The sequence below is a fragment of the Streptomyces sp. NPDC045021 genome, from assembly GCF_056432645.1.
The window spans coordinates 130,057-146,504 of sequence record NZ_JBWKIQ010000011.1; the positions used below are offsets into that span (position 1 = coordinate 130,057).

General features: G+C 70.1%; 13 protein-coding genes. 4 read left to right on the forward strand and 9 right to left on the reverse strand.

Annotated features, from left to right (window positions below; translation table 11 throughout):
* Positions 1 to 100 precede the first annotated feature (100 nt).
* Both AC07DC_RS29580 and AC07DC_RS29585 read left to right on the forward strand, forming a co-directional pair.
* Positions 101 to 925: a helix-turn-helix domain-containing protein gene (locus AC07DC_RS29580; RefSeq protein WP_478917541.1), complete on the forward strand. Its 825-nt coding sequence runs from the start codon at positions 101 to 103 to the stop codon at positions 923 to 925.
* Positions 922 to 1,200 carry a DUF397 domain-containing protein gene (locus AC07DC_RS29585; RefSeq protein WP_478917542.1) on the forward strand — a complete coding sequence of 93 codons (279 nt, stop codon included), beginning with the start codon at positions 922 to 924 and terminating at the stop codon, positions 1,198 to 1,200. Before AC07DC_RS29580 ends, AC07DC_RS29585 begins: the two co-directional genes overlap by 4 nt.
* 7 nt (positions 1,201 to 1,207) lie before the next feature.
* On the opposite strand, the gene cimA is transcribed toward AC07DC_RS29585, so the two are convergent.
* From cimA to ureA, 6 genes are all read right to left on the reverse strand, one after another.
* A complete protein-coding gene (gene cimA, locus AC07DC_RS29590) occupies positions 1,208 to 2,806 on the reverse strand; it encodes a citramalate synthase (RefSeq protein ID WP_478917543.1) in 1,599 nt (532 codons plus the stop codon).
* 277 nt (positions 2,807 to 3,083) lie between these two features.
* Positions 3,084 to 4,430, reverse strand: coding sequence for an MFS transporter (locus AC07DC_RS29595; protein WP_478917544.1), 1,347 nt, complete (start codon positions 4,428 to 4,430; stop codon positions 3,084 to 3,086).
* 82 nt (positions 4,431 to 4,512) lie between these two features.
* Positions 4,513 to 5,070 (reverse strand): TetR/AcrR family transcriptional regulator, encoded by a 558-nt coding sequence (locus AC07DC_RS29600; protein ID WP_478917723.1) that lies wholly within the window; start codon positions 5,068 to 5,070, stop codon positions 4,513 to 4,515.
* A gap of 81 nt (positions 5,071 to 5,151) precedes the next feature.
* Positions 5,152 to 6,186 (reverse strand): agmatine deiminase family protein, encoded by a 1,035-nt coding sequence (locus AC07DC_RS29605; RefSeq protein WP_478917545.1) that lies wholly within the window; start codon positions 6,184 to 6,186, stop codon positions 5,152 to 5,154.
* Between the two features lie 14 nt (positions 6,187 to 6,200).
* The gene (locus AC07DC_RS29610; protein ID WP_478917546.1) at positions 6,201 to 7,892 is read right to left on the reverse strand and encodes an urease subunit alpha; all 1,692 of its coding nucleotides are present in this window, start codon (positions 7,890 to 7,892) and stop codon (positions 6,201 to 6,203) included.
* Complete coding sequence (gene ureA / locus AC07DC_RS29615; protein WP_478917547.1) at positions 7,889 to 8,590, reverse strand: urease subunit gamma; 702 nt, start codon at positions 8,588 to 8,590, stop codon at positions 7,889 to 7,891. The genes AC07DC_RS29610 and ureA overlap by 4 nt, the downstream gene beginning before the upstream one ends.
* 165 nt (positions 8,591 to 8,755) lie before the next feature.
* Between ureA and AC07DC_RS29620 the strand changes: the two genes are divergently transcribed.
* Positions 8,756 to 10,183 (forward strand): cytosine permease, encoded by a 1,428-nt coding sequence (locus tag AC07DC_RS29620; protein ID WP_478917548.1) that lies wholly within the window; start codon positions 8,756 to 8,758, stop codon positions 10,181 to 10,183.
* Positions 10,184 to 10,297: 114 nt separating this feature from the next.
* Here the strand turns inward: AC07DC_RS29620 and AC07DC_RS29625 are convergent, their stop codons facing one another.
* Positions 10,298 to 11,383: a branched-chain amino acid aminotransferase gene (locus AC07DC_RS29625; RefSeq protein ID WP_478917549.1), complete on the reverse strand. Its 1,086-nt coding sequence runs from the start codon at positions 11,381 to 11,383 to the stop codon at positions 10,298 to 10,300.
* Between the two features lie 188 nt (positions 11,384 to 11,571).
* Entirely contained in the window at positions 11,572 to 12,609 is a 1,038-nt protein-coding gene (locus AC07DC_RS29630; protein ID WP_478917550.1) for a 3-isopropylmalate dehydrogenase, read from the reverse strand.
* Positions 12,610 to 12,739: 130 nt separating this feature from the next.
* On the opposite strand from AC07DC_RS29630, the gene AC07DC_RS29635 reads away from it, so the two are divergent.
* On the forward strand, positions 12,740 to 14,329 hold the full coding sequence (locus tag AC07DC_RS29635) for a purple acid phosphatase family protein (protein WP_478917551.1): 1,590 nt from the start codon (positions 12,740 to 12,742) through the stop codon (positions 14,327 to 14,329).
* Positions 14,330 to 14,815: 486 nt separating this feature from the next.
* Here AC07DC_RS29635 and pruA read toward each other — a convergent pair whose 3' ends face one another.
* Entirely contained in the window at positions 14,816 to 16,444 is a 1,629-nt protein-coding gene (pruA, locus tag AC07DC_RS29640; protein WP_478917552.1) for an L-glutamate gamma-semialdehyde dehydrogenase, read from the reverse strand.
* Positions 16,445 to 16,448: the final 4 nt, after the last annotated feature.

Sequence of the window (16,448 nt, forward strand, 5' to 3'; positions counted from 1 at the left end):
CAGTCAGTGATTATGTTGGACCACAGTGTCAGGGCGTACGGATGGGTTGTACGCCTCGGGAGGGGGTCGTGTGCGGCGGCGGACGGGAATGGGAGACCTCATGCATCCGGCGAACAAGCCCAAGAAGAATCCGTCGTGGCACGTGATCGGCGCCATGCTCGGTCACCTCCGGAGAGGGGCGGGATACACCCAGTTCTCGCTGGCCGAGCGGCTGTGCGTGCACGAGGAGACGATCGCCTCGATCGAGCAGGGTCGCAGGCCGCTCAAGCGGGACCTGGCGGAGCACTTGGACGAGCTCTTGGGGACGAAGGGGACGCTGGCGGTTGCGGTGACGCAGATCCCGGAGAGGGAGCGGTATCCGCTGTTCGCGCAGGACTTCATGGAGCAGGAACAGAAAGCGCTGACGCGCCTGAGCTACGAGACCCAAGTGGTTCCCGGACTACTCCAGACCGAGGATTACGCGCGTGCGGTGTTCGGCTGCCTCTTCCCGCCGCTCAGCGAGGAGGAGGTCGAGGAGTGGGTCTCAGCGCGGCTCGATCGGCAGCAGATTTTCGCACGCGAACCCTGGCCGCCGATGATGAACTACATCCTGGAGGAGGTGATTCTGCACCGCCCCATCGGCGGCTCCCACGTGCTGCGCGAGCAGATCCGCCAACTGCGCCAGTGCGCCGAACTCCCCTTCATGGGGCTCCAGATCATGCCAACGCACCGAAAGCGGCACGCAGGTCTCGCGGGCCCCATGGTGCTACTGGAGACACCCGAGCACGATCAACTTGCCTATGTTGAAGGGCAACTGGTCAGTTTCCTCCATGATGATCCAGACCAGGTCAGTACCCTCCAGCAGAAATATGGGATGCTGCGCTCACAGGCCCTGACCCCTGAGGAGAGCATGGGTCTGCTGGACGATCTGCTAGGAGATTCATGAACCGCGCAGCAAGCCCACAGCCTTCAGACGATCTCGCCTGGTTCAAATCCAGCCGCAGCAGCGACCAAGGCGGCGACTGCATCGAAATCGCCTACGCCTGGCGCAAGTCAAGCCACAGCAGCGACGCAGGCGGCGACTGCGTCGAGGTCGCCGCCCACCCCCAGGCCGTGCACATCCGTGACTCCAAGGACCCCGACGGCCCGGCCCTGACGGTCTCCCCCGCCGCCTGGACCCGCTTCGTCGCTTTCGCCGCCGGGGCCGACCTCACCGTGTAACGCCGCCTTACTCCTGCGGGTCGACACCCGCCCGCAGCAGCCCGTAGGCATACGCGTCGTCGAGTGCCTGCCATGACGCCGCGATCACGTTCTCCGCGACGCCGACCGTGTTCCACTCGCCCTTGCGGTCGCTGGTGGTGACCAGGACGCGGGTGGTGGAGTCGGTGCCCTGGCGGCCTTCGAGGATGCGGACCTTGTAGTCGACGAGCTGGAGCTCGGCGAGCTGCGGGTAGATCCGCTCCAGGGCGACGCGCAGCGCGCGGTCGAGGGCGTTGACCGGGCCGTTGCCCTCGGCGGTGGCGACGATGCGCTCGCCCTTGGCCCACACCTTCACCGTGGCCTCGTTGGCGTGGGTGCCGTCGGGGCGGTCCTCGACGATCGCGCGCCAGGATTCGACGCGGAAGTAGCGGCGGGGGCGGCCGTTGATCTCGTCGCGCAGCAGCAGCTCGAAGGAGGCGTCGGCCGCCTCGTAGGTGTACCCCTGGAGCTCGCGCTCCTTCACGCGGGCGACGACCCGTCCGACGAGCTCGCGGTCGTCGCCGAGGTCGATACCGAGTTCCTTGCCCTTGAGCTCGATGGAGGCGCGCCCCGCCATGTCGGAGACGAGCATCCGCATGGTGTTGCCGACCTGCTCGGGGTCGATGTGCTGGTAGAGGTCCGGGTCGACCTTGATCGCGGAGGCGTGCAGGCCGGCCTTGTGGGCGAAGGCGGAGACGCCGACGTAGGGCTGGTGGGTGGAGGGCGCGAGGTTGACGACCTCGGCGATGGCGTGCGAGATCCGGGTCATCTCGGCCAGCGCGCCCTCGGGAAGCACCTTCTTGCCGTACTTCAGCTCCAGCGCGGCGACCACCGGGAAGAGGTTGGAGTTGCCGACGCGCTCGCCGTATCCGTTGGCGGTGCACTGCACGTGGGTGGCGCCCGCGTCGACGGCGGCGAGCGTGTTGGCCACCGCGCAACCGGTGTCGTCCTGCGCGTGGATGCCCAGCCGGGCGTTGGTGTCGGCCAGGACGAGGCCGACCACGGCCTGCACCTGCGCCGGCAGCATGCCGCCGTTGGTGTCGCACAGCACGACGACGTCGGCGCCGGCCTCGTGCGCGGTCCTGACGACCTGCTTCGCGTACTCCGGGTTGGCCTTGTAGCCGTCGAAGAAGTGCTCGCAGTCGACGAACACGCGGCGACCCTGCTCCCGCAGGTAGGAGACGGTGTCGCGGACCATCTCCAGGTTCTCTTCCAGCGTGGTGCGCAGCGCCAGCTCGACATGCCGGTCGTGCGACTTGGCGACCAGCGTGATCACCGGTGCACCGGAGTCCAGCAACGCCTTGACCTGCATGTCCTCGGCGGCCTTGCCGCCCGGACGGCGGGTGGCGCCGAAGGCGACCAGCGTGGCGTGCCGCAGCTCCAGCTCGGCGGCGGCGCGTGCGAAGAACTCGGTGTCGCGGGGGTTGGCGCCCGGCCAGCCGCCCTCGATGAAGCCCACCCCGAAGTCGTCCAGGTGCCGGGCGATCGTCAGCTTGTCCGCGACGGTGAGGTTGATCCCCTCACGCTGCGCGCCGTCGCGCAGCGTGGTGTCGAAGACGTGGAAGCTGTCGTCCAATGCGGCTGTCATGGTGGTGAGGCTCCTGTCGGGTGAGTGGCTACCGGAAGACCCGTCTCCACTTGCCCCCAATGATCCCTCGCGCTTCGCGTCCGGCATGGGTGGGCCGGGAAACGAAAAAACCTCTCGCGGATGCGAGAGGTCTGCACGCGGGTCTGGGACACGGTGGTCGCTGCCGTACCTGTTCTACGGGGCGCTCACTGCGGACCGGCGTGCGCTGTCCATAATGATGACGTTGGAGAGCACGGAGGCAGTCTGGCACAGACCCGCCTCCGCGCCCCGGCCCGTCTCAGGATGCGAGCGGTGCGGGATCGGCCTGCCCCTGGTCCCGGGCGTCCCCGGTGTCCCGGACGTCCCGCCCCACCCGGTGCAGATCGATCTCCTTCGTTTCGCGCATCGTCAGATAGACGACGAGCGACACCGCCGCGCACCCCGCCACGTACCAGTAGTAGCCGGACTCGATGCCGCCCTTCTTGAACCACAGCGCGACGTATTCCGCGGTACCGCCGAACAGGGCGTTGGCGAGTGCGTACGGCAGCGCGACGCCCAGCGCGCGGATGTGGGTCGGGAACAGCTCGGCCTTCACGCAGGCGTTGATCGACGTGTAGCCGGTGACCACCACCAGCGCGAGCAGGGCGAGCCCCAGGGCCGACCAGAAGCCGCTGACGTGCCGGAGCATCGTCATGATCGGGACGGTGAGGAAGGTCGAACCGACCGCGAAGGTGATCAGCAGCGGCCGGCGGCCGATCCGGTCCGACAGCGCTCCCGCGAGCGGCTGCAGGCAGGCGAAGACCGTCAGCGCGCAGAAGCTGACGAGCGTCGCGGTCTGCTTGGGCAGTCCCGCGCTGCTGGACAGGTACTTGGTGAGGTAGACGGTGTACGTGTAGTACGCGACCGTGCCGCCCATGGTGAGCGCCATGACCAGGAACGCCTCGCGCCGGTGGTTCCACAGCGTCCCGAGGGTGCCGCGCTCCTCCCCCGCCTCGCCCGCCGCCGCGGACGCGCCCTCGTACACGTCCGTCTCCAGCATGCTGCGCCGCAGGTAGAAGACGATGGCCGCGCCGGCGGCGCCGACGATGAACGGGATCCGCCAGCCCCAGCTGTGCAGCGCTCCGTCCGACATCGTGCGCTGCAGGATCAGCTGCAGCCCCAGCCCGATGATCTGCCCGACCGTCATCGACACGTACTGGAAGCTGGAGGCGAACCCCCGGCGGCCCGGCGCCGACGCCTCCGTCAGATACGTGGCGCTCGCCGCGTACTCACCGCCGACCGACAGCCCCTGCAGCAGCCGCGCCACCAGCAGGACGCCCGCGCCGCCGTACCCGGCGACCGCGTACGTCGGCGCCGCCGCGATCAGTACCGCGCTCGCCGACATCAGCGAGACCGAGAGCGTCAGCGCCGCCTTGCGCCCCTTGCGGTCACCGATCCGGCCGAGCAGCCAGCCGCCCACCGGCCGCATGAAGAAGCCGACCGCGAAGATGCCCATCGTGTTGAGCATCTGGGCGGTCTCGTCCCCCTTGGGGAAGAACGAGGCCGCGAAGTACGTGGCGAACGTCGAGTACACGAACCAGTCGAACCACTCGACCATGTTGCCGGCCGAACCGACCCAGATCTTCTTCCAGTGCTGCTGTCCCATGGCGCCCATGGTCAACGACCGTGCCGGAACCGGACGTTCCCCCGCAAGGGCGCCTCCGGCGGAGCCGGCTCCCGGCGGCCCCTCACACCTCGGGCGCGAACAGTCCGTCCTGGAGGAACTCCCGCACGTGGTCGAGGACCGCCTCGCGGTCGGTGCCGGGCAGGCCGACGACCAGGTGGGTGCCGAAGCCGTCGAGCAGCGCCCGGAGCCGGACGGAGAACCGTTCCGGGTCGGTGGTGCGGAACTCGCCGTGGGAGATGCCCTCGGCGACCAGCGCCACCAGGTCCCGGTGCCAGGCCAACTCCAGCGAGAGCTGTCGCTGCAGGCCCTCCTCGCCCAGCTGGGAGCGGGTCCAGACCTCGGACCACAGCACCCAGTGCGGATCGCGGTGGCCGTCGGCGAGGTAGTGGTCGATGACCAGGTCGAGCCGCTCGCGGGCGGGCAGCGGCCGGGAGAGCAGCGCGCGGCGCTGGGCGCCGAGCTGCTCCTCGCTCCACTCCAGGGTCTGCAGGAGCAGCTCGTCCTTGCTGCCGAAGTAATAGAGGACGTGGCCGCTGCTCATGCCGACCTCGCGGCCGAGGCCGGCGAGGGTGAGTTCGGCCAGGCCGCGCTCCGCGATGGCCGTCATCGCGGCGGCCATCACCAGTTCACGGGGCTGCTTGAGCCGCCGCCTGGCGCGGGGCTGTCCGGTCACCGCGTCCTCCGACGATGTATCCCTGGGTCACACCTGGGGCTGCTGTTGCGTGATGCAGTGGATGCCGCCGCCGTGCGCGAAGATCGTGCGGGCGTCGACGGGGACCACTTCGCGCTCCGGGAAGAGCCGGCCGAAGATCTCCGCGTTGACCCGGTCGGCCGGGTCGTCGAAGGAGCACAGCACGACGGCGCCGTTGCACAGGTAGTGGTTCACGTAAGAGTAGTCGACCAGTTCGCCGTCCTCCCCGGTGGCCGTGGGAGCGGGCAGCTCGACGACCTCCAGGGCGCGGCCGCGCGCGTCGGTGGCGTTGCCGAGCAGCTTGATCGCCTCCTGCGACACCGCGTGGTCGGGGTGCGCGGGGTCCTGCTGGCTGTGGACGACGACCGTGCCGGGCCGGACGAACGCGGCCAGGATGTCGACATGGCCGCGGGTGCCGAAGAGCCCGTAGTCCGCGGTCAGCCCGCGCGGCAGCCAGATCGCCTTGGTCGTGCCGAGGTACGCGTGCAGCTCCTCCTCGACCCGCTCCTTGGTCCAGCCCGGGTTGCGGCCCGGGTCGAGCTGGACGGTCTCGGTGAGCAGGACGGTGCCCTCGCCGTCGACGTGGATGCCGCCGCCCTCGTTGACCAGCTGTGAGGCGTAGGCGCGCGCGCCGGCCAGTTCGGCGACCTTCGCGCCGACCTGGGAGTCCAGGTCCCACTGCGCCCATTCCTGGGCGCCCCAGCCGTTGAACACCCAGTTCGCGGAGGCCAGTTCGCCGTCGCGGACCAGGAACGTCGGGCCCATGTCGCGCATCCACGCGTCGTTGAGCGGCTGCTCCACGACATCGACGCCGGGGCCGAGCAGCGAGCGGGCCGCGGCGCCGTCACCGGGTGTGGTGAGGACGGTGACCGGCTCGTAGCGGCTGATGGTGCGGGCGACCTCCGCCCAGGCGCGGCGGGAGACGTCGAGGTCCTCGTCGTCCGCGAAGGTGGTGCTCGGGGAGGGCAGCGCCATCCAGGTGCGGGCGTGCGGGGCCCACTCGGGGGGCATCCGGAAGCCGTCGGCGGCGGGGGTCGTGTTCATGGTGCGGATCCTTGTCACAAGAAGTACAGGCGGCTGAGGGACACCTGGTCGGCGGGTTCGGAGCGCAGCGGGTCACCGTCGAGGGTGACCAGGCCGGTGCTGCCGTTCACGTCGACCTGCCCGGTGCGGGAGTTGAACAGCAGCTCGGCGGGGCCGATACCGCGGGTGCCGCGCACCGCCACCCGGCGGCGGCGGGTCGGCATCCGGTCGTTCGCCGACTCGGCCGCGGCGCGGGCGACGAAGGCGACGGACAGATCGGCCGCGGTCGCGCCGTGCGCCCCGAACAGCGGGCCGATGACCAGGGGTTCGCAGTCGTCGGTGGCCGCGTTCGGATCGCCGGTGACGCCGTACGCCGGGAAGCCCGACTTGAGGACCATCTGCGGCTTGGCGCCGAAGTACTGCGGCTTCCACAGCACGATGTCGGCGAGCTTGCCGACCTCCAGGGAGCCGACCTCGTGGGCGAGGCCGTGGGCGATGGCGGGGTTGATCGTGAGCTTGGCGATGTAGCGCAGCACGCGCGCGTTGTCGTCGGCGGGCCCGTCGCCCTCCATCGGCCCCAGCTCGGCCTTCATCTTCCCGGCCATCTGGAAGGTGCGGCGTACGGTCTCGCCCGCGCGCCCCATGCCCTGTGCGTCCGAGGAGGTGATGCCGATCGCGCCGAGGTCGTGCAGCACGTCCTCGGCGCCCATCGTCCCGGCGCGGATCCGGTCGCGGGCCATGGCCGCGTCGCCGGGCAGGTCGGTCTTGAGGTCGTGGACGGAGACGATCATGCCGTAGTGCTCGGCGACCGCGTCCCGCCCGAAGGGCAGCGTGGGGTTGGTGGACGAGCCGATGACGTTCCGCACGCCGGCCATCTTCAGGACGTTGGGCACATGCCCGCCGCCGCAGCCCTCGATGTGGAAGGCGTGGATGGTGCGGCCGTCGAGGACGGACAGGGTGTCCTCCACCGACAGGCACTCGTTCAGGCCGTCGCTGTGCAGCGCCACCTGGACGTCGTGCTCCTCGGCGACGCGCAGCGCGGTGTCCAGCGCGCGGGTGTGCGCGCCCATGTCCTCGTGGACCTTGAAGCCGGACGCGCCGCCCTCGGCGAGCGCCTCGACCAGCGGGGCCGGGTCGGAGGAGGAACCGCGGGCCAGGAAGCCGATGTTGACCGGCCAGGCGTCGAAGGAGTTGAACGCGTGCCGCAGCGCCCAGGGCGAGTTGACGCCCACGCCCCACACCGGGCCGAACTCCTGGCCGATGATCGTGGTGACGCCGGAGGCGAGCGAGGCCTCCATGATGCGCGGCGAGAGCAGATGGACGTGGGTGTCCACGGAGCCGGCCGTCGCGATCATGCCCTCGCCGGAGACGATGCTCGTGCCGGTGCCGACGACGACATCGACTCCGTCGAGGGTGTCCGGGTTGCCCGCCCGGCCGATCGAGCAGATCCGGCCCTCCCGGATGCCGATGGACACCTTGCGGATGCCGAGCACCGCGTCGATCACCACGACGTTGCTGATCACGACGTCGCAGGTGTCGCGGACGGCGGCGGCCTTGAGGTGCATTCCGTCGCGGGCGGTCTTGCCGAAGCCGGCCAGGAACTCGTCGCCGGGCTGCTGCGCGTCGGACTCGACGCGGATGACGAGCCCGGAGTCGCCCAGCCGCACCCGGTCCCCGGCCCGGGGGCCGTGCACCGCCACGTACTCGCGCGGGTCGATGCCGGTCATGAGCCGTCCTCCAACGTCGTCGGGGTGCCGAGGTAGCCGCAGGCCGCGGCCCTGCGCAGGGCCTCCTCGCGGGCACCGGGCGCGTCCAGCGGGCCGTCCACCAGGCCCGCGAAGCCGATCGCGACGCGGGCGCCGCCGATCGGCACCAGGCCCACCGGCGCCGACTCCCCCGGGCCGAAGCGCACCGACGAGCCCGCCGGGACGGCGAGCCGCATGCCGTACGCGGCCGACCGGTCGAAGTCGAGCCGCGGATTGGCCTCGAAGAAGTGGAAGTGCGAGGTGACGCTGATCGGCACGGTCGCGGTGTTGTGCACGGTCACCGTCACGGACGGAACCCGGTCCGGGACCGCGGGGCCGGTCAGTACGGCGCCGGGCGCGTCGTCGCCGAGCCAGCCCCCGCCGATCGGGTCGGGGACGACCGCGAGCCGGGAGCCGTCGTCGAAGACCGCCTCGACGTGCACTTCCCTGACCACGTCGGCCACGCCGGGCAGCACGTCCTCGGGCCCGAGGACGGCCCGCGCGGCGGCGATGGCCTCGGCCAGCCGGCGGCCGTCCCTGGCCGCCTCGCAGACGGTGTCCGCGATGAGCGCGGTCGCCTCCGGCACGTTCAGCCGCAGGCCGCGGGCCCGGCGGGCCCGTGCCAGCTCGGCGGCGCCGAACAGCAGCAGGCGGTCCCGCTCGGTCGGGGTCAGTCGCATGTCGCGCCTCCCGGCATGAGGGTCATGAAGGTCTTCAAGGGCATGAAGAGTTAGAACGACACTCTAACAATTCATCCCGTCGACAGGAAGTATTGACCGTGGGCCATGCGTGAGAGACATTGAGTGCCGTTCAAAGATGGCAGGAATCGTGTAGGGAGACCGCCCATGCAGATCGAGCAACGCGGAGTCGACACCGTTCCGGACGAGGAGCGCACCAGCGGTCCGCGCGACCTGGTCAGCATCCTGCTCGGGTCGAATCTCGCCCTCGGAGTGATCGTCTTCGGCTGGCTGCCGGTCTCCTTCGGCCTCGGCTGGTGGGCCTCGGTGAGCGCCCTGGTGATCGGCACCCTGGTCGGCACGCTGCTGACCGCGCCGCTCGCCCTCGTGTCGCTCCGCAGCGCCACGAACCTCTCCACCAGCAGCGGCGCCCACTTCGGGGTGCGCGGGCGGCTGCTCGGCTCGGTCATCGGCCTGCTGCTCTCGCTCGGCTACACCGCCCTGACCCTGTGGGTCGGCGGCGACGCCGTCGTCGGCTGCCTCAACCGGCTCTTCGGCCTGCCGACGGGCGCGGTGAGCTACGCCGTCGTCTACGCGGTCCTCGCCGGGGCCACCGCGACCGGCGCCGTCTTCGGCTACCGGCTGCTCCTGCGGCTCAGCCGCGCCCTGGCCATCGGCCTGACCGTGCTGCTGCTCATCGGCTTCATCGCCTACGCGGGCAGCTTCACCACCTCACCCGTCGAGGGCTCGACGTACCTGCTCGGCGGCTTCTGGCCGACCTGGCTGCTCGCGGCGGTCTCCGCGGGGCTCAGCGGGCCCATCGCCTTCATCACGCTGCTCGGCGACTACACGCGCTACATCTCGCCGCGGCGCTTCACCCAGCGCAAGGTCTTCTGGTCCACCTGTCTGGGCCTGGTCGTCGGGCTTCTCGTGCCGCAGCTCTTCGGTACCTTCACCGCGCTGGCGGTCGGTGCGGCCGACGACTACGCCGGCCCGCTGGTGGCCGCCGCGCCCGCCTGGTACCTGGCGCTGCTGCTGGCCAACGCCTCGGCGGGCTCGGTCGGCAACGCCGGACTGATGCTCTACAGCATGGGCCTCGACCTGGACGCGATCCTGCCGCGCGCGTCCCGGACGCAGGCCACGTACGTCGTCGCCGCGTTCTCCACCGCGCTGGTCTTCCTGGGGCACTTCGCGTGGGCCGCGCAGGACGCGATGACGTCGTTCGTGCTGTTGCTGACCGCGGTCGGGACGCCTTGGGCGGTGGTGACGCTGCTGGGGTTCGTGCGGGTTCGCGGCCGCTACGACACCGATGCGCTGCAGGTGTTCAACCGGGGGACGCGTGGGGGGCTGTACTGGTACCGGGGCGGCTGGAACGTTCCGGCTACCGCCGCCTGGGCCTCCGGCGCGGTGGTCGGCCTCCTGGCCGTGGATACGCCGCTCTACAGCGGCCCGCTGCTGGGGTACACCGGCGGTATCGACCTCAGCTTCCTGATGGCCGCGGCCATCAGCGCTTGCGCCTACCTCGCGCTGAACGCGAAGCGCCCGCATCCGGTTCCGGCGATGGAAACGGAGCGGGCGCTCGTACAGCAGGTCTGATGGGCCGGTGCGGGCCGGTGGTCGGTTGTGCCCACCCGTTCCGCCCAGGCGAACCGTTGCCCACAACCGTGGGTGGGTTCAGCCGTGCGGGGCCGGGGGGCACAACGCAGTGATCTAGCCGAGCGGGTGCATCCAGCCGTGGGGGTCCGGGGCGGTGCCTGTCTGGATGGACAGGAGCGCTTCGCGCAGCTTCATCGTCACGGAGCCGGGGTTGCCGTCGGCGACGGTCCAGTCGGCGCGGGTGGACTTGACGGAGCCGACCGGGGTGATCACCGCGGCGGTGCCGCACGCGAAGACCTCGGTGATGGAGCCGTCGGCGCAGCCGCGCTTCCATTCCTCGACGGAGATCCGGCCCTCGCTGACCTCGTAGCCCAGGTCGGCGGCGATCCGCAGCAGCGAGTCACGGGTGATGCCCGGGAGCAGCGAGCCGGTCAGGGCGGGGGTGAGGATCTTGTTGCCGGACACGAAGTACAGGTTCATGCCCCCCATCTCCTCGATCCAGCAGCGCTCGATCGCGTCCAGCCAGACGACCTGGTCGCAGCCGTGCGAGATGGCCTGGGCCTGGGCGATGAGGGACGCGGCGTAGTTGCCGCCGGCCTTCGCGGCGCCGGTGCCGCCGGGCGCGGCGCGCACGTACTCCTCGGAGAGCCAGACGGAGACCGGCTTCACGCCACCGGCGAAGTACGCGCCGGCGGGCGAGGCGATCACCATGAAGAGGTACTCGTTGGCCGGCTTGACGCCCAGCCCCACCTCGGTGGCGAACATGAAGGGCCGCAGGTAGAGCGACTGCTCGCCCGCGCTGGGCACCCACGCCTTGTCCTGGCCGACGATCGCGTCGACGGCCTCGATGAACGTCTCGACGGGCAGTTCGGGCATGGCCAGGCGGCGTGCGGAGTCCTGGAAGCGCTTCGCGTTGGCCTCGGGGCGGAAGGTGGCGACCGTCCCGTCGGGCTGGCGGTACGCCTTCAGGCCCTCGAAGATCGTCTGCGCGTAGTGCAGCGTCATGTTCGCCGGGTCGATGGAGAGCGGGGCGTACGGCACGAGCTGCGCGTCGTGCCAGCCACGGCCCTCGGTCCACCGGATCGTCACCATGTTGTCGGTGAAGTGGCGGCCGAACCCGGGGTTGGCGAGGATCGCCTCGCGCTCCGCGTCGGACAGCGGGTGCGAGGAAGGCTTGAGCTCGATCGTGGGCGTCGTCATGTCTGCGTGTCCTTCACCGTGAGGTCATGGCGGACCGCACCCGCCGTCCCAGTGCTTGGACGTCCGAGTTTCCCCTCGCACAGCGGCCCCATCGCTGATTATCGCAGCGATGGGGCCATAGGCATAAATGTGCGGCCCGGGGTCGATGGTCGCACCCGGCAGGGCTGGAAGCCCAGGGGCCAGGTGCGTCAGCCGGCTACTCGTGCGGCCAGCGCGTCGCCGACCTCGACCGTGGTGCGCGGGGCGGAGCGCTCGGCGAGGTCCGCGTGCACGGCCGTCTCGACGCGGGCGGCCTCGTCGGCGTAGCCCAGGTGCTGGAGCAGCAGGGCCACGGAGAGGATCGTCGCGGTCGGGTCCGCCTTGCTCTGGCCGGCGATGTCCGGGGCGGAGCCGTGCACCGGCTCGAACATCGACGGGAAATCGCCGCTGGGGTTGATGTTGCCGCTGGCGGCGATCCCGATGCCACCGGAGACGGCGGCGGCGAGGTCGGTGATGATGTCGCCGAAGAGGTTGTCGGTGACGATCACGTCGAAGCGCGCCGGGTCGGTGACGAGGAAGATCGTCGCAGCGTCCACGTGCAGGTAGTCCGTGGTGACGTCGGGGAACTCCTCGCCGACCTTGTTGAAGATGTTCGTCCACAGGTGGCCGGCGTAGACCAGCACGTTGTTCTTGTGGACCAGCGTGAGCTTCTTGCGCGGGCGGGCCTGGGCGCGAGCGTAGGCGTCCCGCACCACGCGCTCGATGCCGAACGCGGTGTTCAGGCTGACCTCGGTGGCCACCTCGTGCGGGGTGCCGGTCCTGATGGAGCCGCCGTTGCCGGTGTACGGGCCCTCGGTGCCTTCGCGGACCACGACGAAGTCGATGTCCGGGGTGCCGGCCAGCGGGGTGGCCACGCCGGGGAAGAGCCTGCTGGGGCGGAGGTTGACGTGGTGGTCGAAGGCGAAGCGGAGCTTCAGCAGGAAGCCCCGCTCCAGCACTCCGGACGGCACGGACGGGTCGCCGATCGCGCCGAGCAGGATCGCGTCGTGCTCCTTGAGCTGCGCCAGATCGTCCTCGGTGAGCGTCTCACCTGTCGCGTGATAGCGCTTGGCGCCGAAATCGAAGGACTTCGTCTCCAGCTTCACGTCCGAAGGGAGGGCGGCGGCAAGGACCTTGAGGCCTTCGGCCACGACCTCCTGGCCGATTCCGTCACCGGGGATCACTGCGAGGCTGAGGGTGCGAGACATGCGGGAAACCCTACTCGGCGTCCCATTGAATGACACGCGGTGTCCGCATGACGGACATATGGGCGGGTCGACATGCACCGTTCATTCGCAGTACGACCGCGGGTTGACCGGGACTGCGAGATTGCGCGGCATGGACACACCACGGATGGGTATTGCGGACAAGCTCGCCGACCGGATGAGCATGGCCGAACAGCACGAATACCTGCGTACCCGGCTGACCCGCCGCCGGGTCATCAGCAGCACCGTCGCCGCCGCCGGTGCGGTGGCGGGGGCCGGGCTGCTGAGCGGCACCGCGAACGCCGCCTCGCCCACGCTGCTGAGCAAGCCCGCGACCGGGCACCACGTCAGTGGCTCCCTCGTCGCCCCCTTCGGGCGCCACCTCGCCTTCGGCGCGGACCCCAAGACCCAGTTCCGGGTCTCCTGGCAGGTCCCGCTCGCCGTGCGGAAGCCGTTCATCCGGGTGGGCCTCAAGCCGTGGGCCCTCAGCCACAAGATCGACGCCGAGGTCCGCGCGCTGCACACCCCGCAGCTGCTCAACAGCAAGCTGCCGCCGGTGGACCAGTACTACCTGCACGCCGCGCTGGACGGGCTGCACCCCGGCACCACCTATTACTACGGCGTCGGCCACGAGGGTTTCGACCCGGCCTCCGGCCAGGCGTTCGGCACCATCGGCACCTTCACCACCGCGCCGCGCAGCGGTGAGCGGTTCACCTTCACCGCCTTCGGCGACCAGGGCGTCAGCTACCACGCGCTCGCCAACGACAGCCTGATCCTGGCGCAGAACCCGGCGTTCCACCTGCACGCCGGCGACATCTGCTACGCCGACCCGGCCGGTTCCGGCACAGCCGGCGACTCCTCCGTCTACGACGCGCGGACCTGGGACCAGTTCCTCGCCCAGACCGAGTCGGTCGCGGCCCGCGTCCCGTGGATGGTGACGACCGGCAACCACGACATGGAGGCCTGGTACTCCCCCAACGGCTACGGCGGCCAGGAGGCCCGCTGGAGCCTGCCGGAGAACGGGCCGGACCCGAAGAACCAGCCGGGCGCGTACTCCTTCGTCTACGGCAACACCGCTGTCGTGGCGCTCGACGCGAACGATGTCTCGTACGAGATCCCGGCCAACTACGACAGCAGCGCCGGCCGGCAGACCGCATGGCTGGACAAGCGCCTCGGTGAGCTGCGCAGGCAGCGCGGCATCGACTTCATCGTGGTCTTCTTCCACCACTGCGCCTTCTCGACCACCAACTCGCACGCCTCGGACGGCGGTGTGCAGGAGAAGTGGGTGCCGCTCTTCGAGAAGCACCAGGTCGACCTGGTCGTCAACGGCCACAACCACGTCTACGAGCGCACCGACGCGATCCGCGGCGGCAAGGTCTCCAAGCCGGTCGCCATCGGCGACACGGTGCACCCGGACCGGGACGGCGTCGTCTACGTGACGGCCGGCGGCGCGGGCCGCAGCCTCTACAACTTCCCGGCCCCCGACTCGTACGAGGGTCACGAGAACAACGTCGACTCCGTCACCACGTGGCACTCGGCCAAGGGCGGCGGCAAGGTCACCGAGGACGTCGCCTGGTCGCGGGTCCGCTACACGGGCTACTCGTTCATCGCGGTCGAGGTCGAGCCGGCGCCGTCCGGCCGTACGGCGACCCTGACGGTGTCCGCGCTGGCGGAGACCGGTGAGCGTGTCGATCACTTCACGGTGGCGCGCCGGGCGCGCTGAACGGCATCTCAAGTGCCGGACGGGCTGAACATCCCGTCCGGCACTTGAGGACCAATGCTTGTGTGTCTGCTGCGCCGCGCTAGCGGGCTTCGTGGCCGGTGCTGCCGCCGTTGTCCCGGCGGTCGAGCGAGCGCTGCAGGGCCTTCATCGCGTTGTCGCGTGCGGTCTCGTCCATGGTGATCAGCTCCAAAGGAAGATCAAGGAGATGGTGGTCGCCACAGAACGGGGCGGGGAACGTGCGCGGCAGGGGGTGACCTGCGTGAAAGGCGCTGGTTCGCATCCGCCGATCGCTGGTGGAGCGAGTCGTTCGGCTTCTACAAAGCTAGGTCAGCTCGGCCGTTATGTCTCCACAGTTACTCGGACTTCCTACTATCTGAGACGGAGACCACCCGAACGCAGGCCGCCCCCGCATCCGGATGGGGACCGGAGTACGGGGGCGGCGGTATGCGGTCGGGCCGCTGCGGGGCTGGTCAGCCCTGGTGCGGATCAGCCCTGGTGCGGGTACCGGTAGTCGGTCGGCGGGACCAGCGTCTCCTTGATGGAGCGGGTGGACGTCCAGCGCATCAGGTTGGACGCGGCGCCGGCCTTGTCGTTCGTACCGGAGGCGCGGCCTCCGCCGAACGGCTGCTGGCCGACGACGGCGCCGGTCGACTTGTCGTTGATGTAGAAGTTGCCGGCCGCGAAGCGCAGCTTCTCCATCGCGTCGACGGCGGCGGCGCGGTCCTGGGCGATGATCGAGCCGGTCAGAGCGTACGGCGAGACGGACTCCATCTGGGCGAGCATGGTGTCGAAGTCGGCGTCGTCGTAGACGTGGATGCCGAGGATCGGGCCGAAGTACTCGTCGCGGAAGATCTCGTTCGACGGGTCGGAGGAGACCAGGACGGTCGGGCGGACGAAATAGCCGACCGAGTCGTCGTAGGTGCCGCCGGCGACGACCTCGATCGTCGGGTCGGACTTCGCGCGGTCGATGGCGGCCTTGTTCTTGGCGAAGGCACGCTCGTCGATCACGGCGCCGATGAAGTTCGACAGGTCGGTGACATCGCCCATGGTGATGCCGTCGACCTCGGCCGCGAACTCCTCCTTGAAGCCGTTCTCCCAGATGGAGCGCGGGATGTAGGCGCGGGAGGAGGCCGAGCACTTCTGGCCCTGGTACTCGAAGGAGCCACGGGTCAGCGCGGTCTTCAGGATCGCCGGGTCGGCGGAGGGGTGGGCGACGACGAAGTCCTTGCCGCCGGTCTCACCGACGAGGCGCGGGTACGTCTTGTACTTCTCGATGTTGGTGCCGACCGTCTTCCACAGGTGCTGGAAGGTCCGGGTCGAGCCGGTGAAGTGGATACCGGCCAGGTCCGGGTGGGTGAGCGCCACCTCGGAGACGGCGATGCCGTCACCGGTCACCAGGTTGATGACGCCCTTGGGCAGGCCGGCGGCCTCCAGCACGCGCATGAGCAGCACGGCGGCGTGCGTCTGCGTCGGGGACGGCTTCCACACGACGGTGTTGCCCATCAGGGCGGGGGCGGTCGGCAGGTTGCCCGCGATGGCCGTGAAGTTGAACGGCGTGATCGCGTAGACGAAGCCCTCCAGCGGCCGGTGGTCGCTGCGGTTCCACACGCCCGCGCTGCTGATCGGCTGCTCGGCGAGGATCTGCCGCGCGAAGGAGACGTTGAAGCGCCAGAAGTCGACGAGCTCGCACGGGGTGTCGATCTCGGCCTGCTGGGCGGTCTTCGACTGGCCGAGCATGGTCGAGGCGGCGAGCGTCTCGCGCCACGGGCCCGACAGCAGGTCGGCGGCGCGCAGGATGATCGCTGCGCGGTCGTCGAAGGAGAGCGCGCGCCACGCCGGGGCCGCGGCGAGGGCGGCGTCGACGGCGTCCTGCGCGTCCTTGGCGGTGGCATTGGCGTAGGTGCCGATGCGGGCGCTGTGATTGTGCGGCTGCACGACGTCGAAGCGCTCACCACCACCCATCCGCTGCTCGCCGCCGATGGTCATCGGCAGGTCGATCGGGTTGGCGGCCAGCTCCTTCAGCTTCGCTTCGAGCCGGGCGCGCTCGGGGGTTCCCGGGGCGTAGGAGTGGATCGGCTCGTTCACCGGCGTGGGGACCTGGGTCACAGCGTCCATGGTG